The sequence below is a fragment of the Niallia alba genome, from assembly GCF_012933555.1.
GTDB classification, from domain to species: Bacteria; Bacillota; Bacilli; order Bacillales; family Cytobacillaceae; genus Niallia; species Niallia alba.
In genome coordinates, this window is sequence record NZ_JABBPK010000001.1 from 1,793,832 (window position 1) to 1,819,836 (window position 26,005).

The window sequence follows — 26,005 nt, forward strand, 5'->3', positions numbered from 1 at the left end:
AGAGGCAAAAAAGTAAATACCCAATCAAAGGTGGCCCCATCCATTTGGAAATTTATTTACAATTAGACTTTTGCAACGACGACAATTTGCATATTTAAGGGATGGCTTTTCCTTCAATCTTTCGAAGCCAAACATTCGCTGGTTTCCACAATGCAGCCCTTAGATAACGGCTAATCTGTAAGGTTTTTCGCTTGCTTCTGGTCTCGATTTGCACGAGAACATGTAGGCAAAAAACAATTAGTGCGATAAATACTTGATTTTGAATCGCCCATTCGCTTTGACCGTAGAACTTTTTGATGCTGAGATGTTGTTTGATCCATTTAAAAAACAGCTCAATTGCCCACCGTGATTTATACATTTCTGAAATTTCTTCGGCGCTTAAATCAAAACGATTTGTAATTAAATGAAGTTCATTTCCTTTTGAGTCCATCACTTTTAGAAGCCGAAAGTAATTTTCAGCACGGTTTTGAGTCGTACCTATCAACACCATTTGGTCTGATAAAACAGCTGTATCCTTGGGTAGCTTAAAATCGTAAACGTTCCGTATGACTGCATTTTTGCGTAGCCGTGAAAGAAAGAAGTAGCCATCATCAGTCATGCGATCAAAGCGCTCGTAGTCTAGATAACCACGGTCAAACACATACATGCATTCCTTGTCATCCACCATGATTTCAAGCTGACCACGGTCATGTTCTTTTGCCGTTGTCATAACGGCCTTTTCAGGATAGGATATACCCTTTTCCATAAACACAAGGCGCAAATGTAACTTTACACCTGCTTTTGTTTTGCGGAATTTAGCCCATTTATGATTGGTCAAATTAAGTGGCAATGTGCTTGAATCAATGATTTTTAACGGCATCACGAGTTTCGTGTAATGCGTTTTGGCATGAATTTGTGACACTAAATCAAGGAAAAGCCTTTGAAATAGATCAGGGTTTATGCCGTTTAACCGCCGTGACAACTGAGAAATACTAATAGAATCAAGGTCTATCCCTTTTTGAAGCTGGTCATCGAAAAGACAATCACCCAGCGCATGCAGACTTTCAATTTCTTGTAGCTGCGCAAAAAGTAGTAATTTTAGAAATGACTCTGTCGTTAATTTTTTCGTATAGTAATCTAATTTCATCGTTTTCACGTTTTCTTCAAATAATTGAAGATTTATAGGTGAAAACCATTGTCCAAATGAAGTTTTTCGTGTAATCTTGTCCATGTGATGGTCCTTTTTTAGTGGATTTGGACGGGTTACCACCTGACTAATCCATTATAAAGGACTTTTTCTTTGCGCAAAATAATAATATTGAACATTTTGAGTATTTTTAATAGTGAATTTAAATTAATGCAACACTAGTGGCGACAAATGATTCTATAAAAAAGTTCAACATTTTGACAGAAGAAATTGATGTTATTTTTCATGGAAAGCAGTTAATAGATATAAATGTTCTAAAGGATGTGGTAGCAGTCTTATCAGAAAATAAAATATATTTATCCAAAGATGAAGGAGAAAACTGGAAAGAAATAGAGAATAAAAGAAATGTAAATCAAATTAAGTTAGACAGTTTAGGTAGTATTTATGCTTTAGCAGAAGGGCAAGTTTACAAGGATAAAATTGAGAAATCATCAAAATTGGATTTACCAAATGGAGTTGATGCAATATTACAAATTGAAATTATCAGAGATCAATTGTTTATTAGCACCCCTTCAAGTTATTGGATTTTTAATAATAAATCTCAAGAATGGAAAAAAGTTAACATAACAGAAGTAGATAAATCCTATCAAACTTTAATTATAGATAAAACAAGGAACATGAAACCGGAGGAACTATTTGTATTAAACAATAATAAACTCATTTCTTATATCCTTAATGAAGGAGGTGATGTAAGTACTCAAAAAAAAGAAATAATATTACCTGATGACCAACTGTTAACAAATGTCACTGTTATATCCGGCAAACTATTTTTATCTACAGTACCAAATTTTAATTGGGTAGAGGAGGAAGAAGAAAATGAAGAATAAAGTTTACAAAGGGTTTTTAATTCTTACTACTGTATTACTTTCAGTAATATATCTCTTTCCAAATGAACCAGGAGCAGTAACTCGAACTAATCAAACAAGTACTTGTTACTTAGCAAATCCACTTACTGAAAAACCTTCTAGGCAAGGATATAATTATGTTGCGGGAGTAACTGCAGCTTCTCAAGTTAATGTTAAATATGATAAAAGTGCACCTCCAAAAATTCCTTGGGGCACATGGGTAACTATAAGTAAACCTGCACCTATACCTGGAGTAGGAAATACATCAAGGTTTCGAATAGATGATACAGGTGATATAGAATGGAAGCAAACTCCTTACTTTGTTGATGTATATTGGGGAGGAAGAACTACTGCAAATGGAACAAGTTGTGTGAATAATTGGGGGATAAAAACAGTGAATGTAACTTATTAGTATGGTTTAGGTAAAATCAAATACTGTACCTTACGATAAAAAGTTTTAGAATTATTTAAGTGAGGCTGGGACATAAATCGTCTATAAAAGTAAAAAAGTGAAATCGCGTAGTCGATTTTACTTTTTTACTTTTATAGACGATGTTTAAAATTAAGTATTATAATTTACAAACTTCATTCTTTAAAAATAATTAATATTTTTCTTTAGCAATTTTTCAACAATGTTTAATATGTAGATAAATAATAAAGTCATTTAAAAACATAGATTCAAACCATTAAAACTACGCTGTCAATTTGAAACAATAATTAGAGTAATCTTATTCATATTAGCAAAATTAGGAATAGTCAATAATAAGTGGGGGAAATACATCGTTAAGCCAGATAAAGAAAACAATGAGGGCTATATTAACATATGGCTTAAAAAGGATAGGAGTCATGGAGAAAAAAACACCCTAGTGCAAATCATAAATAAAACCGAATCTAACGAGAGAATAACTTGGGTTTGGCTTAGCACTTTTGATTTTAAATTAATTAAAATACAACCAAATCTATTAATTCAACTTTTTGAATTAGAAGCAAATCGAGAACTTATAGACATTAAAGATACTTTACTTGCGGAAAATCAGTAGCGTTCATCAAAAAATGAGCACCATACCTCATAAAAAAGAACAAAGCATAAAAGAACCTACCACCTATTCCTACCAAAGTGACTAAATTGTCACTTTAAAGTCACTCGAGAGTCACTTTAGACAGGTAGACTAAGAGCATCAAGTAATAGGAGGACGATAAAATGGAAATTTTAAAAATAGATAATCTGTCTAAAGTGTATGGGAAAGGAGAAACAGCTGTTAAAGCGTTAGATAATGTCTCCTTTTCTGTTAACAAGGGTGAGTTTGTTGCAATTATAGGACCATCTGGGTCGGGAAAATCAACTTTGCTTCATATGTTAGGTGGAGTAGATAGACCAACTAGCGGAAAAGTTTTTGTTGATAATACAGATATTTATCAATTAAATGAAACACAATTGGCTATTTTTCGAAGAAGACAAATTGGCCTAATCTATCAATTCTATAACTTAATCCCGATTCTTTCGGTGGAAGAAAATATTACGCTTCCTCTTTTATTAGATAATCATCAAGTAGATAGAGAACAATTTAATCGAATTGTTTCTATATTAGGTCTAGAACAAAGATTAGACCACCTTCCTAACCAATTATCAGGCGGACAGCAACAGCGCGTTTCGATTGGACGTGCATTAATTAGTAATCCTGCCATTATGCTCGCAGATGAGCCGACGGGGAATTTAGATAGTAAAAATAGTGAAGAGATTATGGAACTATTAAAAATGTTTAATAAAACCTATAATCAAACACTAATTGTTATTACGCATGATGAACGGATTGCATTACAAGCTGATCGAGTTATCTCTGTAGAAGATGGAAAAATCGCCAAAAATGAGGTGATTCGTCCATGAACATTATGAATAAACTTACTTTGAGAAATTTAAAGGAGAATAAGCGAAGAACACTCGTAACAATCATTGGTGTTATTATTTCTGTTAGTATGCTGACAGCTGTTGCGACACTTGGTGTTTCTTTTATTGATTTATTAAAAAGAGATAGTATGGCAAGAGACGGAGAGTGGCATGCACAATTCATAGGAGTTAATAGTGAGCAAGTCAAAGAGATAAAAGAGGATAAAAAAATAGAAAAGGTAATCTTATCTAATGATCTAGGCTATGCGGACTGGAAGGGTTCAAAAAGTGAATATAAGCCGTATTTATTTTTTAGACAATATGATGAACAAGGACTTACGCAGTTTCCGATTACATTAAAAGAAGGAACGTATCCCAAAGCCTCTAATGAAATCATTATATCAGATGAAATGGTGAAGAATGCGAAAAGAGAATATGTCATCGGAGACGAATTAAAAGTTAGTATTGGGGAAAGGCATTTTAAGTTAGAGGAAGAAGATTCAATCCTCACACAAACAGATCCTTTGCAAAGGAATGAAGCAGGAGAAAATGTTGAGGAAATCCAACGTGTAAAATCTTATACATTTAAAATTGTCGGGATCATGGAAAGTCCATCTTGGGAACCTACTTGGTCACCAGGTTATACCATTGTTAATTACATGGACAAAAGTGAATTAACGAGTAATAGTAGTATAAATGCAAGTGTTGTGATGAAAAAGGTAAAGCAGTCTATTTATGAGGATTCAGAATCCTTAGCTAAGAAATTAAACATTGAAAAAGTTAATTATAATAGTGAGTTACTGCGTTATTATGGAGTATCATCGAATGATAATCTCCTTCTTACGATGTATTCTTTATTAGGTATTATTATCCTTGTTATCATTATTGGTTCTGTAGCACTGATTTACAATGCGTTTGCTATTAGTGTTTCGGAACGAGCAAGGCATTTAGGAATGCTTTCAAGCGTAGGGGCAACTAAGAAACAAAAAAGAAATTCTGTATTCTTTGAAGGTGCAGTTATAGGTGGAATCAGCATTCCCTTAGGAATAATTGCTGGGCTAGTGGGAATTGGAATTACATTCTCATTTATAAATAAGTATTTTCAAGAGGCTTTAAACACTGCAGAAGGATTAAATGTAGTGGTTACACCTTTTTCCATCCTATTTTCTATTCTCATTTCACTTGTAACCATCTTTATTTCAACCTATTTACCAGCTAGAAAAGCATCAAAAATCTCTGCGATAGATGCAATTAGACAAACACAAGATATCAAATTATCCGGAAAAAAAGTGAAAACTTCTAAACTTGTGCGTAAGCTATTCGGGATAGAAGCGGAAATCGGTCTGAAAAATTTAAAACGGAATAAACGAAGATATCAAACAACCGTTTTTTCTTTAGTTATTAGTATTTTACTCTTCTTAACCGTTTCCTTTTTTTCAGATAATATGAAAAAGTCAGTGGAACTATCACAAGAAAATATTGACTACGATATTGCTGTGTCTGCTGGTTCAAATAGTACAGAGGAAGAGCTGCTACCTCTAGCAAATGCTCCGAGTATTACACAAAGTAATTTAATTAAGAACATATATGTAACAACCTTTTTAGCTAAGGATGTATTAAGTGAAAATAATAAAAAATCGGTAGAGAAAGATAATACGATGTTAGATGATGGTAAACTGTCATTTAATGTGAATTTCTTTATTTTATCGGATTCCTCGTTTAAAGATTACGCTAAAGCAGCAGGCTTTAATAGCAATGAATATTTAAATTCAGATGTTCCAAAAGGTATTGTGCTTGAGACTGCATCTTATTTTGATCCATATGCAGAGAAATTTATTGAGGAAAAAGTACTTGATGCAAAACCAGGTGATTCTATTGATCTCTATATGTATCGAGAAGACAGTGGCAAGGAAGAATTTTTTAATAAGATTCAAATTGGCTTATTTACAGATGAAACTTTAATGGGAATAAGTTCTAATAATTATCGAACCATTACGATGATTATTTCTAACGAAGTAGCAGAGAAATTATTTGAAGATGAAACTATTAATATGGACTACAATTTATATTTAAACAGTGATAATCCGGAGAAAGCGCAAGAGGAATTAGAAGATTTAAAAACAGGCTCTATGTATATTTACAATGTGGAAATGGATCGAAAGCAATCAGAACAGATGATTATGATCATGTCTGTCTTTATGTACGGCTTTATTTCCCTCATATCATTAATAAGTATTGCCAATATCTTTAATACGATTTCAACTAGTATTTCCTTACGAAAAAGGGAATTTGCAATGTTGCGTTCTGTAGGAATGACGCCAACTGGGTTTAATAAAATGATTTATTTTGAGAGTATTTTTTATGGGATAAAAGCATTGATGTATGGTATTCCAATTAGTATTGGAGTCATAGCAGCACTATACTGGTCCATAAGCAATACATTTGAATATGGCTTTGAGCTTCCATGGTTGAGTATTCTATTTGTAGTTATTGCAATATTTATCATTGTCGCGGCAGCTATGCTATATTCAGTTAGCAAAATTAAGAAAGAAAATATTATTGATGGATTAAAGCAAGAGAATATTTAGAATTATAATCGATAGAGCATTTCAAATAAAAACTCGTCAAGATTGACGGGTTTTTTTGTGACTTGTGGGGGAAACCATACGTTGTTTTTAATTTATAAATGTAACAAAAAGAAGTACAAGGTTATTAATAGACATTCCTTATACTGGAATTTATAATTTAATTAACTGCTAGCTTGTTAAAGTATTCACATTGGTAAGTAAGCTATAAGACTAGTAGTATATTTTCTATGAATTTTGCAAGCGTATACTTAACGGTCTATTCTAAAGGCTGTTTTCTAAAGGATTGTTGTTTTTTCAATCGAAAAAAAGAATTAGTTGGAAAAATGGAGCAGCCGGAATACACGAAGACTCCTGCGGGATTAGCGAGACAGCCTGAGACCCCGGAGGCGAAGCTGAGGAGGCTCAGCGCGAGCCCCACGGAAAGCGAAGTGTATTCCGGCTGCGGGTAATAGCAACAAACTTTACGAAAACAGCCATTCTAAAAAACAGGATAAAAATAAGGTCTGGAATTTTAAAGACTAAAGCATTCTTCTTCCTAATTAATACCTTATTTTTAAATATTTGAAAAGGGGTTTTAAAAATGGTCACTTCTTTAAATGCAACAACTGTATTGGACAAGGAATATGGTCTATATATTAATGGGCAATGGGTAAAAGGTTCAGAAGGAAAGCTAATTAGCAGCTATAACCCTAGTAATGGAGAAAAGTTGGCTGATTTTGTGGACGCTACCTATGCAGATGTAGATCAAGCAGTGGCTGCAGCAGCAGAGGCATTAAAAACATGGAAGAAAGTAAGTTTAATAGATAGAAGCAATTTATTATTAAAAATTGCTGATTTAATTGATGAACATGCGGAAAAATTAGCCTTAGTGGAGACATTGGATAACGGAAAGCCACTAAGAGAAACAAGAAATATTGATGTTCCATTAAGCTCTGATCATTTCCGCTATTTTGCAGGCGTAATCCGCTCTGAAGAGGGAACTGCTCAAGCCTTCGATGAAGATACCTTATCGATTTCGATTAAAGAGCCTATTGGAGTAGTTGGACAAATTATTCCATGGAATTTCCCGTTATTAATGGCTGCATGGAAAATTGCTCCTGCTATCGCTGCAGGTAATACAGTAGTTATTCATCCGTCGTCTACTACCTCTTTGAGCCTATTAGAATTAGCCAAGCTTTTAGATCAAGTTTTACCAAAAGGGGTAGTCAATGTGATTACCGGCCGTGGTTCTCATTCAGGAGACTATATGCTAAAACATGAGGGCTTTGCAAAAATTGCTTTTACAGGATCCACTGAAATAGGACAAGAAGTTGCAGTTGCAGCAGCGAAGAGACTGATACCATCTACACTTGAGTTAGGTGGAAAGTCAGCGAACATTATCTTTAATGATGCACCAATGGAGCGCGCATTAGAAGGGGTTCAATTAGGAATACTCTTTAACCAAGGACAAGTGTGCTGTGCTGGTTCCCGCATTTTCATTCAAGAAGGCATTTATGATGAGTTCCTTGCAAAAATGAAGCTGGCATTCGAAGATGTAAAAGTTGGCTTGCCGTGGGAAGAAGATGTCGTGATGGGCGCGCAAATAAATGAACGCCAATTAGAGCAAATTTTAGAATATGTAAAAATTGGAGAAGAAGAGGGAGCAAGAGTTGTAACAGGTGGGTGCAGGCTTATAAATAACGGATTAGAGAATGGAGCATTTATGGCACCGACGATTTTAGCAGATGCCACGAATGAGATGCGTATTGCTCAAGAAGAAATTTTTGGTCCAGTTGCAACGCTTATAAAATTTAAGACAGAAGAAGAAGTGATTGAGCTCGCTAACCAATCAGAATTTGGACTCGGAGGAGCAGTATTCTCACGCGATATTAATACAGCACTTCGTGTCGCAAGAGGGGTTGAGACAGGACGTATGTGGGTGAATACGTATAATCAGCTTCCAGCAGGAGCACCATTTGGAGGATACAAAAAATCTGGTATCGGTAGGGAAACATATAAGAGCATATTAGATGGGTATACACAGACGAAAAATATTTATATTGTAACGAAAGAAGAAACAGAGGGATTGTATTAAAGTAAAGTAGGAAGCTGCTAGGACTTTGTCTTGGTGGCTTTTTTTATGCTTGAAATTTCATGTATAATTTGCTTTTAGATAAAAAGGAATTTATTTTATATTTTTCGTGAACTTTTTCCCCAGTATAAAGTCTAATGTATAGGAGAATAGAGGAGGTGATTAATTGGAAGAGTTAGAGATTAGTAAGAAAGCTATTAAAGGAGATGATGATGCCTTTTTGGAAGTAATGCAATTATATAAAGAATCATTGCTAAGAGCTGCTTTAGCATTTTTAAAAGATGAAGATGCGGCAATAGAAGCATTGCAGGAAGTAACCTATCGAGCTTATAAAAAGATACATACCATTAAAGAGCCAGCCTATTTAAAAACATGGCTAACAAGAATTATGATCAATTATTGTCAAGATCAAGTAAAGAGATCCAACAGAGTTATTTCTGATAACCAAGTATATGATATATCTGTTTACCAAGACCAATCCTTGATTGAACTAAAGGAAGCCCTTGAATTGTTATCTAATGAAGATCAGCAATTAATCTATTTGAAATATTTTCAAAATACGAAGATCAAAGAAATTGCCGCAATGGAAAAAATACCAGAAGGAACCGTAAAGTCTCGATTACATAAAGTACTGAAAACATTAAGGCTATATTTTAAGGAGAAAGGAGAGAGTGATCATGTATGAACAAGAGGAACAAAGTTTGTCTAAATTAAAGAATGACTTAAAAAAAATAAGTTTACCGATCGAAAAAGCCGATGAAGCCATTTTAAGTGGATTTTTAAAAGCTAAGCGAGAAAAAAATCTGGTTAAGAAAAAACAAAAACGATTAGTAGGGCTTGCGATTGCTGCCATTATTATCATTTTCTTTGTAACTTCCATTCGAATATCCCCAACTTTTGCAAATGCTCTCTCAACAATCCCTGGGATGGAATGGATGATTGGTTTTATTGAACAAGATAAAGGCTTTTCCGCCATTATAGAAAATGATTATTATCAAAAGGTAGATGTTTCTGAGACAAAAGGAGATTTGACGTTAACGATAGATGGAGTAATTATGGATGAATCAGGAATGAATGTATTTTATACGTTGAAATCGACAAAGCCACTAACTGGCGGAGAGATAAAGTATATTAATCTCCTAAATAAAGAAGAATTTCCTGAGCATTCACGTAGCTATAATGTATATTTTCCTGATGATATTCAAAATGAATTTCAAGATATGGTTGAGTACCAATTTGTAAACTCTTTTTCTTTTGAGGAATTAACGTTTAACTTTGAATTAGTTACAGTAATGGACAATCAAGAAATAAAATTTCTGATTCCTTTTGAACTCAAGGAAAATGTAAAGAAGAATATAACTTATCCAATAAACCAGGTTGTGGAAGTGGAGAATCAAAAAATCACGATAGAAGAAATTATCGTGTACCCATTACGAATTGGAGTGAAGGTAGCATTTGATCCTGCTAATACAAAAGAAATTTTGGGATTTGAAGATATGCGGTTGGAAAATGAAAAAGAAGAAGTTTGGAGTTCTATTAAAAACGGAACTGTAATGAGGCATATAAGTGAAAATGAGAAAACATTTTATTTGCAGTCTAATTATTTTGAAAAAACGAAGGAAATTTATTTGTGTATAAATAAGTTGATGGCAATTGATAAGGAAGACGCGATGGTTATTGTAGACACGGAAGCAAGTAAATTAATAAAAAGTCCGAAAGACGGTAAGCTTAAATTAGGAAAAACTTCTGAGAATCAAATAGAATTTTATATGGAATCGAATTCAGAAAATCATTTTAGTCTCTTTAGTTATGCAATAGATGCTGATGGAAAAGAACTCTCAATATCTACTGAACTAATGACAAGTACCAATAATGAAAAGAGATGGGAGTTACATTTAGAAAACACTGTTTATAAAAATCCTTTACGTCTTGAATTATTCGCTTACCCTAATTACATCGAAGGGGATGTAAAGATAGAAGTAAAATAAGCTGCATGCTTTGGTAGTGGTATTCATCATACCATTACCAAAGCACACGTTTTTTTATTGTAAGCGTTACATTTTTGTGTTAAAGTAAAGTTACGTAAACGTTTACGTGAAGGGTGAAATAAATGACGATAACAATTAAAGACATAGCAAAAGTCGCCAATGTGTCCACAGCAACTGTTTCAAGAGTTTTAAATGGAGCAGGTGGTTACAATGAAGAGACAAAGAAGAAAATCCTGCAAATGGCAGAAGAGCTAGGCTATCGGAGAAATGAAATGGCGAGAAGCTTAGTGAAAAAATCTAGTAATTTAATTGGTATTATCATGCCAAACGTGTCAACCATCTTTTATGCTGATATTGTAAATGGGATGGAGAAGGTAGCGCAATGTCATGGCTTTAGTGTCATTCTTTCCCATGCTGGGGAGAAAGGTAATCGATTAATTGATTGCTTAAAAATGCTAGAAGAAAGAAAAGTGGATGGGCTTGTTCTTGTATCTATCCCACTAACCGAGGAGCAAATTCAAGCTATTGAATCATTGAGTATCCCTTATGTGCTATTGTCTACAGATACACAAAATAAACAAATACCTTTTATTAAAGTAGATGATTTTGAAGCTTCCTATGCTGCTACAAAGTATCTAATTGACCATGGACATCGAAAAATTGGCTTGGCAGGTGTGGATTACGCTGATCGAGTAGCTGGGATTCCGAGGATAGAAGGATATAAAAAGGCATTAATGGATCACGGATTAAGTATTTCGGCTAACTACATAAAAGCAGGAGATTATAGTTTTTCTGCCGGAAAAGAAGCTCTCTATGCTTTCCATGCTGAAAAGGCTGGAATAACAGCTGTGTTTTGTGTAAGTGATGAAGTAGCACTTGGTGTTATTTCAGCAGCCTTTGACTTAGGGATAAAAATACCAGAGGAACTTTCCGTCATAGGCTACGATAATACGAGAGTTGCCGAAATGGCTGTACCTCCATTAACAACGATTGAACAACCATTTCAATTAATGGGAGAAAAGGGCTGCTTGAAAGTGATTGAGGCTATTCAGCAAAAAGTAGAAGTGAAAACAGAAAGGATGCCATTTCGATTAGTAGAAAGGGCGTCTGTAATAAATAGGATGGAGTAAAATTTTTTAAACTTTACGTAAACGTTTACGTTCAGAATATATTTTCATAGAAAGTAGGTAATATAATGGAAAAGAAATGGTGGCAAACGTCAGTCGTATATCAAATATATCCAAGAAGCTTTCAAGACAGTAATGGAGATGGAATTGGAGATTTAAGAGGAATCATCAATCGTCTTGATTATTTGCAAAAACTAGGAATCGATGTTATTTGGCTAAGCCCTGTATACAAATCGCCTAATGACGATAATGGCTATGATATTAGTGATTATGAAGATATTATGGATGAATTTGGTACGATGGCAGATATGGATGAATTAATTGCAACTGCGAATGAAAAAGGAATTAAAATTGTTATGGATTTAGTCGTAAACCACACGTCAGATGAGCATAAATGGTTTATTGAAGCCAAAAAAGGAAAAGACAATCCATACCGAGATTACTATATTTGGCGTGATCCGGTAAATGGTGAAGCACCAAATGAGCTAAAATCTACTTTTAGCGGTTCTGCTTGGGAATTTGATGAAGATAGCGGACAATATTTCTTGCATTTATTCAGTAAAAGACAGCCGGATTTAAATTGGGAAAATGAAAAAGTGCGGGAAGAAGTTTGGAATATGATGAACTATTGGCTAGAAAAGGGAATCGGTGGCTTCCGCATGGATGTGATTGATTTAGTAGGAAAACAACCAGATCTTGGTATTACTGGAAATGGACCAAAGCTACATGATTATCTTCAAGAAATGAATGAAAAATCGTTTGGTAATTATGATGTTTTAACAGTAGGAGAAACTTGGGGAGCAACTCCTGAAATCGCTAAATTATATTCGAATCCAGCAAGAAATGAGCTTTCCATGGTCTTTCAATTTGAACATATTGGATTAGACGAGCAAGAGGGGAAACAAAAATGGGATTTAAAGCCATTAGAAATAAAGCAATTAAAATCCATACTAGCAAAATGGCAAACTTCTCTTGGGAATGAAGGTTGGAATAGTTTGTTTTGGAATAATCATGATTTACCAAGAATCGTATCTCGTTGGGGAAATGATAAAGAGTATCGGGTGGAAAGTGCAAAGATGTTTGCCATCCTTTTACATTTAATGAAAGGAACTCCATATATTTATCAAGGGGAAGAGATTGGGATGACTAATTGCCCAATTTCGGATATTAGTGAAGTGAATGATATAGAGAGTATTAATATGTACTATGAGCGAATAGAGCAAGGGTATACGAAAGAGGAAATCCTTCATTCGATTAATGTAAAAGGTAGAGACAATGCAAGAACACCTATTCAATGGGATGATACGGAGAATGGAGGGTTTACTACCGGGACACCGTGGCTGCATGTTAATCCGAATTATTTGGATATTAATGTTAAGAATAATTTAGAAAATGCTAATTCCGTCTTCTATTGTTATCAATCTTTAATTCAATTGAGAAAAGATAATCCAATCGTAGTATGGGGAGATTTTGAGCTAATCGAAGATACGGAAGAAGAGATTTTTGCTTATACACGAAAGTTTGAAGGAAAAACTTGGGTAGTAGTGGCCAACTTTAGTGACCAAGAAAAAATGCTGCATTTACCAGAATTTAACGAGTGTGATGAGGTGATTATTAGTAATTATCATCGTGAAAGTGTGGATTTTGGAAATGTGCATTTAAAGCCATATGAAGCTTTTGTTGTAAGCATTTGATCGAAAACATTACGGAAGCTGTCAACATCATCGATAAGTGAGATATTGACAGCTTTTTTTATTTTCTCTAGAAAAAATAAAAAAAATATTATCAATTCTGATAAAATAAAGTAAGATATAGTTGGGGATTAGTTAATAGGGTAAACAAACTATTGAAAGCGTTTCAATATATGTTCATTTAAAAACATGGAAATGAAGGCGATTTCAAATTAGAAGTGGGAAAATAAGAGAGAAAGAATGATTATTAGAAGGAGTGATTAATATGAATTATAGTCAAAGATCAATGGGAGAAGTAAACGGAGCAAAGATAACAGAATATACTTTTACGAATAACAATGGAATGAGTTTCTCTAGTATGAATTATGGCTGCATTATCACGAAAATTATAGTTCCAGATAAGGAAGGAAACAAGGAAAATGTTGTGCTTGGCTTTGAAACATTAGAGGAGTATAGACAGTATCCAGGTCCTTATTTAGGGGCGATTGTTGGGCGCGTTGCAGGAAGAATTAATCGTGGTCAATTCGAACTTAATGGAAAAGAGTATCGATTAAATACAAATACTCCTCCTAATCACTTACATGGGGGAAATGTTGGTTGGAGTGAAGTAGTCTTTGATTCTTCTATTGTAGAAGAGGAAGGGGCAATTGGAATTCGCTATACATATCATAGTCCAGATGGAGAAGAAGGTTATCCAGGTAATTTTGACTTTACTGTAGATTATTTACTGACTAATGAGAATGAAATAGTCCTAACATACCACGGAAAAACAGACAAAGAAACACCTGTAACAGTGACCAATCATTCCTATTTTAATTTAAGTGGGAATAATAAAAGAGATATAACTAATCATGAACTAATTGCTGATGTTGATCGTTTCTTAGAACTAGATGAAGGATTTATTCCAACAGGAAAAATGGTACATACAGAAAATACACCATTTGATTTTTCGGAAGGAAAGCTGTTGAAAGCAGGAATTGATAATGATTTTGACCAAAATACTTTAGTAGGTAATGGATATGACCATCCCCTTATTTTCTCTGAAGAAGGATCCCATTCTGCTATTTTAAGAGATAAAGAGAGTGGAAGAGAAATGTCTTTAGTAACGAATCAGCCTGCACTCATTCTTTATTCAGGTAACCAATTAGAAGATAAATATGATTTTAATGGCGTAACGGGAAGAAAATACTTAGGAGTATGTTTAGAAACACAAGGATTTCCCGACGCAATTAACCATCCTGAATTTCCATCCGTTGTTTTAAAACCTGAAGAAACATATCATGCTGAAACGAAATTGAAATTTCGAGTAACAGAATAAAAGAATAGGCATAAATACAAAAATAGGAAAAAATCATCATGATGGTTTTTTCCTATTTTTGTGGATAGAAAGATCTTAATAATGGCAAAAACCACTAATTCAACCTAATGGCTACTGCCTTAAAAATCATGAACCCAAACCTTATGAAATAAAAAGAAGTAAATATTGTCTCTGTATATAGCAAAATAACGTTAATGTAAGTGCAATTTTTACTATAATAAAAAGAAAATAAGAGGAGAGAGGTGAAAGGCAAAGAGTGTAAGCGCAGAAGTTAAGACTTCCGATATAGCAAAAACAAGTATGGGAAGGAATTGCATTATTCGGCATAAAGGGGTAAAAGGATGCCTCTCCATTAAAGGAATTATATAGGTAGATAAATCTATGAATAAGTATGGAATTGTACGATTATTGCTTTTCTTGAAGGAGAATTCAACTATTAAACAGAAACTAATAATTGGGCAATTAGAAAACATTGGTTAAAAAGTAGTCTTCTTCACCCTCTCAGCCCATTTTATTCAATGAAGCAGTAGTTTGCGTATTAATTAAGATAGTTTTTTTTTGTTAAAAACAAGGAGGAGATTCAATGAAAAGAATAGCATCTATTATGTTTATTAAACCCGGATATGAAAACGAATACAAAAATAGGCATGATGAACTTTGGCCAGAAATGGAGGAAGCGTTGAAACAGCATGGTGCCACCAATTATTCTATTTACCTTCATCGTGAATCGCAAGTGTTATTTGCTTATTTAGAAGTAGCGGATGAAGAGACATATGAACTTATCTCCCAAACAGCAATATGCAGAAAATGGTGGAAATACATGGCGCCAATAATGGAAACAAATGAAGATTATAGTCCTGTAACCCATAAATTAGAAGAAGTTTTTCATTTAGACTAAGCAGAAAATTATCCATGAAGGGGAACGGATTATGAGAGCTGAAATTTGAGGGAAATCTGGAGTAATTTACAATGGATTATTCAAAGGAAAAAAATGTAGTAGTATGGAAAAAAACTACACAAAATAAATAATGATTTATAAAAGGAATAGCAATAAGAGTAAAATTATTTCGAGAAGTAGTAAAGATTGTACATTGTTGATAGGTAATGAAATTCCTATAATGAGAGTATAGTAACCATAGAGAAAGAGAGGGCTTATTAACATTTTTTCTAAAAATGAAAACCTTTTCTTTTTTTGGAGTTGGCTGATTCGAATAAAAGGAGTTGTGCAATTATAATGAGTGATAACGAAAAATGGCTTGAAGAAGCTTGGGAGTTTGTAATAGAGAAAACAACTCGAAATAATGAAACGATTGGTGCGAATTTTCCACATGCAAGTGTAGACAAGAAATATGTATTGGAAGATCCTGAATGGTGGACTGCTGGTTTCTGGCCAGGACTTTTATGGCAGGTATATCAAGAAAATAAGGATGACGCACTTAGAAAAACGGCAGAACAGTGTGAAGCGAACTTGGATTATTTATTGTCTGATTCAGAAAAATTAGATCATGATATGGGGTTTATGTGGACGCTGACGAGTCTAGCAAATTATAAACTTACTGGTAATAAGGAATCAAGAAGAAGAGGTTTATTAGCAGCCAATTTTTTATTAGGTAGATTTAATGCACAGGGCAATTATATTCGTGCATGGAATGCTTGGTCAAAGAAGGAGGATAACCGAGGCGTTGCAATAATTGATTGCATGATGAATCTTCCATTGTTATATTGGGCTTCAGAAGAAACTGGGGACCCGCGTTTCAAAATAGCTGCCGAAAAGCATGCAGAAACTGTTAAAAAGCATTTTATTCAGCCAGATGGTTCTGTGCATCATATTGTTGTCTTTGATCCAGAAACAGGCGAAGTAGTAGATAAGCTTGGTGGTCAAGGCTATGCACCAGATAGTGCTTGGTCAAGAGGAACTGCTTGGGCATTATATGGTTTGACTCTTTCCTATTTGCATACTAATAATATAGAATTTTTATATGCGGCAAAATCAGTTTCCCATTTCTTTCTTTCTAATCTTCGTCCAAATGAATGTCCAGCTTGGGATTTTCGTATTCCTGAAGACGGAGAAAAACGATATTCCTACCCTGATTCATCGGCAGGTTCGATTGCAGCTTGTGGGTTACTCATGCTTGGGAAACTTGTAACTGATTTTGAAAAGCCAATATATCAGGAGGCAGGAGCAAATTTATTAAAAACTCTCTACACTACTTGTGCTACAAAAGAAGACAAAGAAGAGGAAGGTTTACTAAATAACGGAACAAGTCATTTTCCAGAGCAAAAGAATGTGGATGTTCCTTTAATTTATGGAGACTATTTTTTTGTTGAGGCTCTTAACGTATTGCGGCAAAAGGATGTTTTATTTTGGTGATAATTAAGTGGGTATGAAGAGTATAAGTAACTTTGTTATCAGTGGGAGTTAAATTCCCACTGATTTTTTGTATTTATCCTTTATAGTAAGTAAATGCAATATAAACTAGTTAGTATATTTCGTTTAAATGTAATCTTTTCTCAAGGGTCCTTCATAGTTCCGGGTCTTTTATATCCATTTAAAAAGTTGGCTTTTTCCATTTTTTGATAAGTAAGAGTAGTTTGCTATAATTTTTCTAACAATATAGGTTTATGACGATTCTATCTGGGTATATAATACTATATAATTGATTAACTTCATATTATGGAGAAAGATATAAAGGTAGAAAGCTTTGATTAATCAACTTATTTGGGCGCTTTGTTGATTATGAGCTACTAGCGCAACCGGCTAACCAAACTATCCTTGTTTGTTTTGTTAGTCTTTTTTTATGGACACAAAAGAGTCATATTTCTAATGAATGTTCAGTTCCAGCATCAATGTGCCGACAAACATCAAATCTTCGTTTCTTGTAAATATGTATTAACGATATTTGTCGATTATAAGGAGCTTGTGCTTTTCTAAAAATGGGGGGCAACATATGAGTGAACATATTAGCTATCAAACGATAGTAATACAGGATCATACAGAGAAAGAATGGAAAGATAAATTAAATAAGGATTTAAGAGATTGGTTGTCTGAGGATTTTATGCTTAGTGTGGGAATCGGTGAAGCTGTAAATAATGCTATTGAACATGGGGAGTTTCCTGTTATTTTAGAACTACAATATACAAAGCATACTGTCGATATGCGGATTAAAGATCATGGAAAAGGATTTAATGTGGCAAAGAAATTTCATGATATCGAAAAATATGGTACAGAAAAGCTTTTGAGTGATATTGTGCTTGAGGAACGAGGAAGAGGTATTTTAATGATGATGAAAATCTTTCAAAAAGTGCACTATAATGAAAGAGGCAACGAAGTATTTTTATGGAGAGAAAGGAGGGAAAATGCAGAAGCCATATAATTGTAGAGAGAATGATTATTTTGTTAGGACTGTTCCTTTATGAGCAGTCCTATTTGCGTTTGGGTGAAATGAAATATTGTCATTTTTTTCTATAATCTACTGATTTCTATAAATGAATCGTTTATTATTAGTATATTACGGTAAAAAAGTAGTTTGGGAGAGGGTAGGAATAACATCATGGAGAAAGTGACCTATAGCAACATCCATAAGGAAGGAAATCAAATAAAGGAAACTACTAATTGGATACATATTCATAATGCAGAAATGCTCCTTCAGTATGACAGTAATTACATCCAATTTAAAGCAATGCCTACAATAATGGAATTTGAGCTGGTAGAAGAATACCTGAAAGAGTTTCATCAAAGAACTGGGCAGAAGCATCTTAAATTTATTTTTCCAGAAAATCAAAAATTTACGAAAGAGCTACTAGACCATATTGTTCGTAACCTTCACTATGATGTGGGATTGACGGAGCTTTATGCAATTGATCCCAGTGAATTTCCTGCATTGTCGCATATAGAGGAGATTCTGATTAAGGAAGTAACGGAGGATAATTTTGAGGATTATTTACAATTGGAATATAATCAGGATTTAGAATATGGAATAGATTTTGCTAAAGGCAAAACAGAAATCTATCGGAAAAATTTTAAAAATCCTCAATTTTTGCAAGTAATAGCTTATTATAAAGGAAAAGCAGCTGGTGCTTTAGAAGTAATTATAGCAGATAAAACGGTCGAAATTGACGGAATTTTTGTAATTGAAGCATATCAACGAAAAGGGATTGCCGCTCGAATGCAAAAAATGGTGATGGATTTATTTCCAAATAAGACCATCATTTTATTAGCAGATGGAGAGGATACGCCAAAAGAAATGTATAAAATGCAAAACTATCAAAAACAAGGATTTCAATATGAAGCATTGAAGGAAAATTTCCATGCTTAAAAAGAAAAAGGAGTAGATTGATTTGAATGAGCCGATGCTTGTCTATCGTGGACAATATGTGGAAAGTACACATACTATTCATGTTGCTGTAGTAAATAAAGAAGGTAGATTACTATATTCCTATGGAAATCCAAATAGGATGACATTTCCTAGGTCGTCGATGAAGCCATTTCAAGCGATTCCGCTTTTAGAAACAGGAGCTGCAGATACCTATTCTTATAATAATGCTGAAATAGCAATTGCTTGCGCTTCTCACGCAGGAGAATCCTTCCATAGAGAAACCATTCTTCAGCTGTTAGAAAGACTAGGCATTAAGGAAGATCATCTGCAATGTGGAACCCATACACCATGGAACTTAACAAGCTATAAAGAGTTGTTGCGAAATGGGGGAGATGTGACACCTGTTTTCAGTAATTGTTCTGGTAAGCATACTGGTATGCTGGCAACTGCTATTCACATGAAAGAAGATATCTCCACTTATCGGGAAATAGAGCATCCACATCAACAACGAATTTTAGAGGCGATTGAAGACATATGTGATTTTCCGAAAGAAAATATAAAGCTTAGTGTAGATGGTTGTGGCGTACCAGTCCATCAATTACCTCTATATCATACAGCACTTGGTTATGCAAGACTAGCAAGCCCAGATGCTATTAAATCCGAAGAGCGCAGAAATATAGTGAAACGGATAAGAGATAGCATGATGGAATTTCCTGAAATGGTTGGTGGTACAAGGAGATTTGATACGGACTTAATGACTGCATATCAAGGACAGATTGTTTCAAAAGCAGGTGCTGAGGCCGTTCAGTGTATGGGGCTTGTTGAAGAAGGAATCGGAATTGCGATTAAGGTGGAAGATGGGGGAGCACGAGCAGTAAATGTTGCAGCAATGGAGGTACTAAGTCAGCTAGGCTATAAAGAGGAGAAAATTTTTGCTGATTTAGAAAGATATGTGCATGCTCCAGTGCTCAATGCAAGAAAAGAAAAAATTGGCGAAATACGTGCAAATTTCGCTTTGGAAAAGAGAATCTGATTTGAAAAAATGATACAAAGGAGTAGAGAGATTGAAACATTATTTGAACGTAACAGAAGGAAAAAATAAATGGCCGCGCTATTTATTTTCCATTTTATTGGCTGTTGGCTTTATGATAGCAGGTTCCATTATTTATTTTATTATTGAGTTACTGCGCGTGGAGTTAGATGGGAACGATGCTACATATTTGGATCTAGATACAGGAATGGTAGTTGGCGGAAATGGCACTATCAGCTTATTATTGACACATATTATTTATATCATTTCTTTAGTTGGTCTATGGATTGGAGTACGTTTTATTCACAAAAGAAAATTCCGGACATTGATTACTGGCGAAAAAAGAGTGAATTGGAAAAAGATAGGCTGGGGATTTGCCGTATTTACTGGACTATTCCTAGTTACATCAGGTTTGGATTTCTTAATAAATGCAGCTGATTATACATGGAATAATGTTTCATTTTCTGAGTATGTCTATTTATTCCTTGTCGTAATTCTGTTTGTTCCGATTCAAACGACGGTAGAAGAGCTTTTATTTAGGGGATTATTGCTACAATGGGTTGGAAAAAAATTGAAGAATCCCGTTCTATTAGCACTTATTGTGGGACTGATTTTTGGATCCTTGCATTTTGCAAATCCTGAAATGAATCATTCTGCACTATTAGTGGGATTAGATTATTTGTTTGTAGGATTTGCTCTAACCTTTATAGCTGTAAAAACAGGCAGTTTAGAGTTATCTATTGGTGCACATGCGGCGAATAATATGATGATCTTCTTATTATTTACATACGATGATTCTGTTGCAGGAGATATCCCAAGTCTTTTTAGAATTATCGATACAAGTCCATTGTATTCCTTAATCTGGTCGATTGTCATTTTTGTTTCTTTTTATTTGTTGATTAGGAAAAAATATGGAGTAAAATAAATGTTTCTTTTATTTTGGCTATTTTCGTAAAGTTTGTTGCTATGACCCGCAGCCTGAATACACTCCGCTTTCCGTGGGGCTCGCGCTGTGCCGCGGTCTGCTTCCCCCTGCAGGGTCTCAGGCTGTCTCGCTAATCCCACAGGAGTCTACGTGTATTCAGGCTGCTCAGATTTCCTCATTAATTGATTTTTTCTATTGAGAAAGCAACAATCTTTTAGAAAACAGCCTTTATTTTTAAATAAAGAGAATAGGACGAAGAAAAAATAGTCTTTATTGGTAAGGCTATTTTTTTCTATTAATATGGTCTATTAAAATAAGGAAAAGGAACAAATGTTCTGAAATGAGTCTTAAGCCTCTTATTAATATAATTCAGAATTGTTAAAATTATCTTTGTGTTATTCATTCTATTATTAGGAGGCTGTTATATGAAAAAAGAATGTAGAGTAATTCCTTATCAAGTGAAAGAGGTAGTTGACCTATCAACAGAAATACCAAAAGGAATTGAACTAATTCAGGCACCTGATTTATGGAATAAAACAAAAGGAAAAGGGATTACCATTGCTATCTTGGATACTGGGTGTGATATTAATCATCCAGATTTACAAGAACGTATTATAGGTGGTAAAAACTTTACGGATGATGACAATGGAAATTCAGAAATTTATATGGATTATAATGGGCATGGGACACATGTTGCTGGAACAATTGGAGCGTCTGGAAGTGACAGTGGATTAACAGGAGTAGCGCCAGAAGTTTCTCTTTTAATTGTAAAAGTTTTAAATGGACAAGGTTCCGGGCAATATGATTGGATTATAAATGGAATCTATTATGCCATTGAGCAGGGGGCCGACATAATTTCCATGAGCCTTGGAGGACCGGAAGATGTAGAGGAATTACACGCGGCAGTGAAAAAAGCAGTCGAAGCGCAAATTCTCGTCGTATGTGCAGCAGGTAATGAAGGGGATGGTCTCGCTTCAACCGAAGAATTGGGGTATCCCGCTGCCTATAATGAAGTAATAAGTGTTGGTGCTGTCGATTTAGAGAGAAATTCTTCTCGTTTTTCCAATTCAAATAGAGAAGTCGATTTAGTAGCCCCTGGGGAAGAGATTCTTTCTACCTTTTTAGATGGGAAATATGCAAGCCTAACAGGAACATCGATGGCTGCACCACATGTAAGCGGTGCGTTAGCATTAATTAAAATAATCAGCAATGAAGCTTTTGAAAGAAATTTAACAGAACCAGAAATTTATGCACAATTGATTAAAAGAACCATCCCATTAGGAAATAAACCAAGCCTAGAAGGGAATGGGATTCTCTATTTAACGGCTCCAGATGAATTGACGGAAAAACTCCAATCTGCTGTGCAATTACTTGTTGCCAATAGTATTTAAGAGGAAAGAAATATTTTTAAAAGTGGACAAACTTCTTGAAAAGGGAAGATTGTCCACTTTTTTTAGTAGTGGAAGAAGAACGGAGTGGCGGGATGGATGAAAAAAAGATTATATGATCCAAAAATCGGATAAATGATCCAAAAATTAAATATATGATCAAAACCAACAAGGAAATGATCCAAAAATCAAATATATGATCCAAACCCTATATATGATCAACCAAACAAGGATATAATCCAAATTTTCAATTCACCATCAATAAAGCATCTAACAAACAACAACAACTTCTACCTAATTTTACAATACTCTCATAATAGAAATGTTACGAAAAAAGTAGTAAAGTGTAAGGAGGTATTTGTGCGTAGTTTGTAATATTAAATGAAGGAGATTAGATTGTTGAATATCGTTATTACACGAAAAATGGTCATGGAGATGTGTGGTCCTGTATCTTTGAAAAGGGGCGAGGCATTTTCGAAGAATCATAAGGTGTTGTTTAAAGAATATAAAGAAGATTACTGTGAAGCATTCGTTCAAGCATCTGAAGATTTTGCTGTAATGGTTGCTCTAGAGGCTGGTGAAATAAAAGCGACTTGTTCTTGTCCAAAGCTTGCTTCCTTCCAAAAGGAGTGTCAGCATATTGCAGCTGTCTTGATGGAGATAAAGAAATTTCAGATGAGTGGCAAGGAGCCTTCTTTAATGGAAGATACGAATCCAAATGTATCTAATGATTTTTTTGCCTTATTTAATCAGACGCGTTCTCCTTCACCAAAGAAACAACGGCACTTTGAAAAAAGGGAAGTAGTACCGGTTGAATTCTGGGTAAAGGTTATGCAAGTTGGATCAGAAGCAAATATGTTTGGCATCGAAATTCACCTTTTATCTAATAAAATTAAAGACATTCGCCAATTTTTAGAACGAATGAAAGAAGGCAAAGCATATGAATATGCCCCATCGCAGAAATTTGACCCAATGCTTCACTGTGTAAAAGAAGAAAGGGAAGCAATCCTTCAGGAATTATGGAAAGTGGTAAGCGATGAAACGATTTTTTTGAATCATCACAACGAATTAAGCAATCTAGGCGGTAAAGATACTCTATTAATACCACCGTCCTCTTGGATTACCCTCCGTTCACACTGGAAGGAATTAATCTATTTAGAAGAATATAGCGAGACGAGAATACCCTTGCAAGTTTCTCATGAACCTCTTCCACTTACCTTTCAATTATATCAGGAGGAAACAGGAAGCTATCAATTGAATGTTCATGGAATAGATTCTGTTTTATTCTTGCATCAATATTATGCAGTAATGATAGACGGAAAGGTTATCCAAATGGAATCGGAGGATTTTAACAGGCTTGTAGAAATGAAGAAAATGACGGAGAAAGTTGGCAAGAATGATATTCCTATTGCAAACAATCAATTAGACTTCTTTTTGGAAAAGGTTGCCCCAGGCTTGAAAAAGTTGGGAGAAGTTCAATTGGAGAGAGAGCTTTCAAAAAAAATTGGCAAAGCGCCTCTACAAGCAGAGCTATACTTAGATAGAGTGAATAATCGATTGTTGGCAAGCCTAGAATTCCGCTATGAAAATATCGTTATCAATCCAGTTCATGAACGAGACAAAGACATAGAAGCAGTGCTTATTAGAGATTGGAAAAAAGAAGAAGTAATTTTAGAATTAATGGATGGAAGTTCATTTGCGAAAACGGATAGTGGGTATATGCTTTTTAACGAAGAATTGGAGTTTGATTTTCTATATTATGTATTACCAAAGCTGCAAAAGCTTGTGAAAGTTTATGCAACAACCGCGATTAGAACTCGAATTTTCAAGGAGAAAACATGGCCTCGTTTTTCGGTGAAGCTAAAGAAGGACCGGATAAACTGGCTAGAGTTTAAATTTGAGATGGAAGGCTTTCCAGAACGTGAAATCAAGGGACTGTTAGCTGCTTTAGAAGAAAAGCGTAAATATTATCGATTACAGGATGGGTCCCTTTTTGCCTTACAAACGAGGGAGATGGAGGAAATTCAAAGCTATCTTCACTCCCCACAAATAAAAGATAAGGATTTTGTCAGTGGATTTGAACTCACTCTTTTAGAAAGCCTATCGTTTATAGAGGAAGACAGAAAGATATTTAAACTAGACGAATCATATTTTGAACTGATTAATTCTCTCCTACATCCAGAAACATTAACGATTAAGGTTCCCGCTGATTTAGAGGATGTGCTGAAGTCCTACCAAAAAGATGGATTTAAGTGGATGAAAACTTTATCGCAATTTCATTTTGGCGGAATTTTAGCAGACGATATGGGGTTAGGCAAAACGCTTCAAAGTATTGCCTTTATCGTATCTGAATTACCAGTGATTCGCAGAGAAAAACAAAAAGTGCTAGTCGTTTGTCCTTCTTCCCTTCTATATAACTGGCAGAGAGAAATCATGAAGTTCGCTCCAACTATTCAATGTATTGTCCTCGATGGGAATAAAAAGGAGCGAGCGCTGCTACAAAAGGATTTAGAAAATATCGATGTTTTGATTACGTCCTATCCATTAATTAGACAAGATATACAATGGTATGAACAGCAAGATTTTCACACTGTTTTCTTTGATGAAGCACAGTATTTCAAAAACCCACTTTCTCAAACAGCTAAGTCAGTGAAAAGGTTAAAAGCGATAAATCGTTTTGCTTTAACGGGTACGCCGCTTGAGAATTCCATTGAAGAGCTATGGTCTATTTTCCATATTGTTTTCCCTGAATTATTGAAGGGGTTAAAGGAATACGCAAATCTTACAAATAAGCAGATTGCGAAAAAAATAAGACCTTTTATGCTGCGCCGGTTAAAAGAGGATGTCTTAGCAGAACTACCTGAGAAAAGGCAGTGGAGCGAAATGGTGGAATTGTTACCAGAGCAAAAGAGATTATACGCAGCCTATTTGGCAAAACTAAGACATGATGCACTAAAGCACTTAAATAAAGATACATTACGAAAAAATAAGATTAGAATTCTTGCTGGGTTAACAAGACTACGTCAAATATGCTGTCATCCTGCTTTATTTGTAGAAAATTATGATGGTGGCTCTGCTAAGCTAGCGCATTTAATGGAATTAATGGAAGAAGCACAACGTTCCAATCGAAGAGTACTGATTTTCTCTCAATTTACAAGTATGTTGGACATTATAGGACAGGAATTAGCGAAAAAGGGATTATCATTTTTTTATTTGGACGGGAATACGCCTTCAGATGAAAGAGTGGAATTATGTCATCGCTATAATTTAGGAGAACGAGATTACTTTTTGATAAGCTTAAAAGCTGGGGGAACAGGACTAAATTTAATGACTGCCGATACGGTTATTCTATATGACACATGGTGGAATCCTGCTGTTGAAGAGCAGGCGGCAGATCGTGCGCACCGAATGGGGCAGGAAAATATTGTAGATGTCATCAAACTGTTCTCCAAAGGAACGATTGAAGAGAAAATATATGAACTACAGGAAAAGAAAAAGAGCTTAGTGGATGAAATTATTGATTCAGATGAAAAAATGATATCTTCCATAACAGAAGAGGATTTAATGGAATTATTAAGCTAAGCTAAATAGCGAAATGCAAAAAAAGAAGGAGGCCAGTGCTTTTTATAAAAGCTCTAGTCTCCTTT

The 26,005-nt window shown here is 34.7% G+C and carries 19 protein-coding genes and 1 riboswitch; of the genes, 18 read left to right on the forward strand and 1 reads right to left on the reverse strand.

Features of this window, described 5'->3' with window-relative positions:
* Window positions 1-94: 94 nt before the first annotated feature.
* Complete coding sequence (locus tag HHU08_RS08635) at window positions 95-1,210, reverse strand: IS4 family transposase (RefSeq protein ID WP_169187985.1); 1,116 nt, start codon at window positions 1,208-1,210, stop codon at window positions 95-97.
* A 173-nt stretch (window positions 1,211-1,383) separates the two neighbouring features.
* Between HHU08_RS08635 and HHU08_RS08640 the strand changes: the two genes are divergently transcribed.
* The 18 genes from HHU08_RS08640 (at window position 1,384) to HHU08_RS08725 (ending at window position 25,940) form a co-directional block, all read left to right on the forward strand.
* Complete coding sequence (locus HHU08_RS08640; protein ID WP_169188287.1) at window positions 1,384-2,013, forward strand: hypothetical protein; 630 nt, start codon at window positions 1,384-1,386, stop codon at window positions 2,011-2,013.
* Window positions 2,003-2,443 (forward strand): hypothetical protein, encoded by a 441-nt coding sequence (locus HHU08_RS08645; RefSeq protein ID WP_169188288.1) that lies wholly within the window; start codon window positions 2,003-2,005, stop codon window positions 2,441-2,443. The genes HHU08_RS08640 and HHU08_RS08645 overlap by 11 nt, the downstream gene beginning before the upstream one ends.
* Before the next feature lie 789 nt (window positions 2,444-3,232).
* Complete coding sequence (locus HHU08_RS08650) at window positions 3,233-3,916, forward strand: ABC transporter ATP-binding protein (protein WP_169188289.1); 684 nt, start codon at window positions 3,233-3,235, stop codon at window positions 3,914-3,916.
* Window positions 3,913-6,504: an ABC transporter permease gene (locus tag HHU08_RS08655; RefSeq protein WP_169188290.1), complete on the forward strand. Its 2,592-nt coding sequence runs from the start codon at window positions 3,913-3,915 to the stop codon at window positions 6,502-6,504. Before HHU08_RS08650 ends, HHU08_RS08655 begins: the two co-directional genes overlap by 4 nt.
* 580 nt (window positions 6,505-7,084) lie before the next feature.
* Window positions 7,085-8,578 carry an aldehyde dehydrogenase family protein gene (locus tag HHU08_RS08660; protein ID WP_169188291.1) on the forward strand — a complete coding sequence of 498 codons (1,494 nt, stop codon included), beginning with the start codon at window positions 7,085-7,087 and terminating at the stop codon, window positions 8,576-8,578.
* A 163-nt stretch (window positions 8,579-8,741) separates the two neighbouring features.
* A complete protein-coding gene (locus HHU08_RS08665; RefSeq protein ID WP_101730138.1) occupies window positions 8,742-9,260 on the forward strand; it encodes a sigma-70 family RNA polymerase sigma factor in 519 nt (172 codons plus the stop codon).
* Entirely contained in the window at window positions 9,253-10,563 is a 1,311-nt protein-coding gene (locus HHU08_RS08670; protein WP_169188292.1) for a DUF4179 domain-containing protein, read from the forward strand. Before HHU08_RS08665 ends, HHU08_RS08670 begins: the two co-directional genes overlap by 8 nt.
* Window positions 10,564-10,685: 122 nt before the next feature.
* Complete coding sequence (locus HHU08_RS08675) at window positions 10,686-11,693, forward strand: LacI family DNA-binding transcriptional regulator (protein ID WP_169188293.1); 1,008 nt, start codon at window positions 10,686-10,688, stop codon at window positions 11,691-11,693.
* A gap of 65 nt (window positions 11,694-11,758) precedes the next feature.
* The gene (locus tag HHU08_RS08680; protein ID WP_101730136.1) at window positions 11,759-13,384 is read left to right on the forward strand and encodes a glycoside hydrolase family 13 protein; all 1,626 of its coding nucleotides are present in this window, start codon (window positions 11,759-11,761) and stop codon (window positions 13,382-13,384) included.
* A gap of 262 nt (window positions 13,385-13,646) precedes the next feature.
* Window positions 13,647-14,699: an aldose epimerase family protein gene (locus tag HHU08_RS08685; protein ID WP_016200842.1), complete on the forward strand. Its 1,053-nt coding sequence runs from the start codon at window positions 13,647-13,649 to the stop codon at window positions 14,697-14,699.
* A 583-nt stretch (window positions 14,700-15,282) separates the two neighbouring features.
* The gene (gene rhaM, locus HHU08_RS08690; protein ID WP_016200843.1) at window positions 15,283-15,597 is read left to right on the forward strand and encodes an L-rhamnose mutarotase; all 315 of its coding nucleotides are present in this window, start codon (window positions 15,283-15,285) and stop codon (window positions 15,595-15,597) included.
* Between the two features lie 336 nt (window positions 15,598-15,933).
* Complete coding sequence (locus tag HHU08_RS08695; protein WP_016200844.1) at window positions 15,934-17,070, forward strand: glycoside hydrolase family 88 protein; 1,137 nt, start codon at window positions 15,934-15,936, stop codon at window positions 17,068-17,070.
* 315 nt (window positions 17,071-17,385) lie between these two features.
* Window positions 17,386-17,468: riboswitch (cyclic di-GMP riboswitch) on the forward strand.
* Window positions 17,469-17,647: 179 nt separating this feature from the next.
* Window positions 17,648-18,073, forward strand: a complete 426-nt coding sequence (locus HHU08_RS08700; RefSeq protein ID WP_016200845.1) for an ATP-binding protein — start codon at window positions 17,648-17,650, stop codon at window positions 18,071-18,073.
* Window positions 18,074-18,250: 177 nt separating this feature from the next.
* The gene (locus tag HHU08_RS08705) at window positions 18,251-19,015 is read left to right on the forward strand and encodes a GNAT family N-acetyltransferase (RefSeq protein WP_101730131.1); all 765 of its coding nucleotides are present in this window, start codon (window positions 18,251-18,253) and stop codon (window positions 19,013-19,015) included.
* A 22-nt stretch (window positions 19,016-19,037) separates the two neighbouring features.
* A complete protein-coding gene (locus tag HHU08_RS08710) occupies window positions 19,038-20,048 on the forward strand; it encodes an asparaginase (protein ID WP_016200846.1) in 1,011 nt (336 codons plus the stop codon).
* Window positions 20,049-20,079: 31 nt separating this feature from the next.
* Complete coding sequence (locus tag HHU08_RS08715) at window positions 20,080-20,970, forward strand: CPBP family intramembrane glutamic endopeptidase (protein WP_016200847.1); 891 nt, start codon at window positions 20,080-20,082, stop codon at window positions 20,968-20,970.
* Between the two features lie 425 nt (window positions 20,971-21,395).
* Window positions 21,396-22,361 (forward strand): S8 family peptidase, encoded by a 966-nt coding sequence (locus tag HHU08_RS08720; protein ID WP_016200848.1) that lies wholly within the window; start codon window positions 21,396-21,398, stop codon window positions 22,359-22,361.
* Window positions 22,362-22,757: 396 nt separating this feature from the next.
* Window positions 22,758-25,940, forward strand: coding sequence for a DEAD/DEAH box helicase (locus HHU08_RS08725; RefSeq protein WP_169188294.1), 3,183 nt, complete (start codon window positions 22,758-22,760; stop codon window positions 25,938-25,940).
* The last annotated feature ends 65 nt before the right edge of the window (window positions 25,941-26,005 follow it).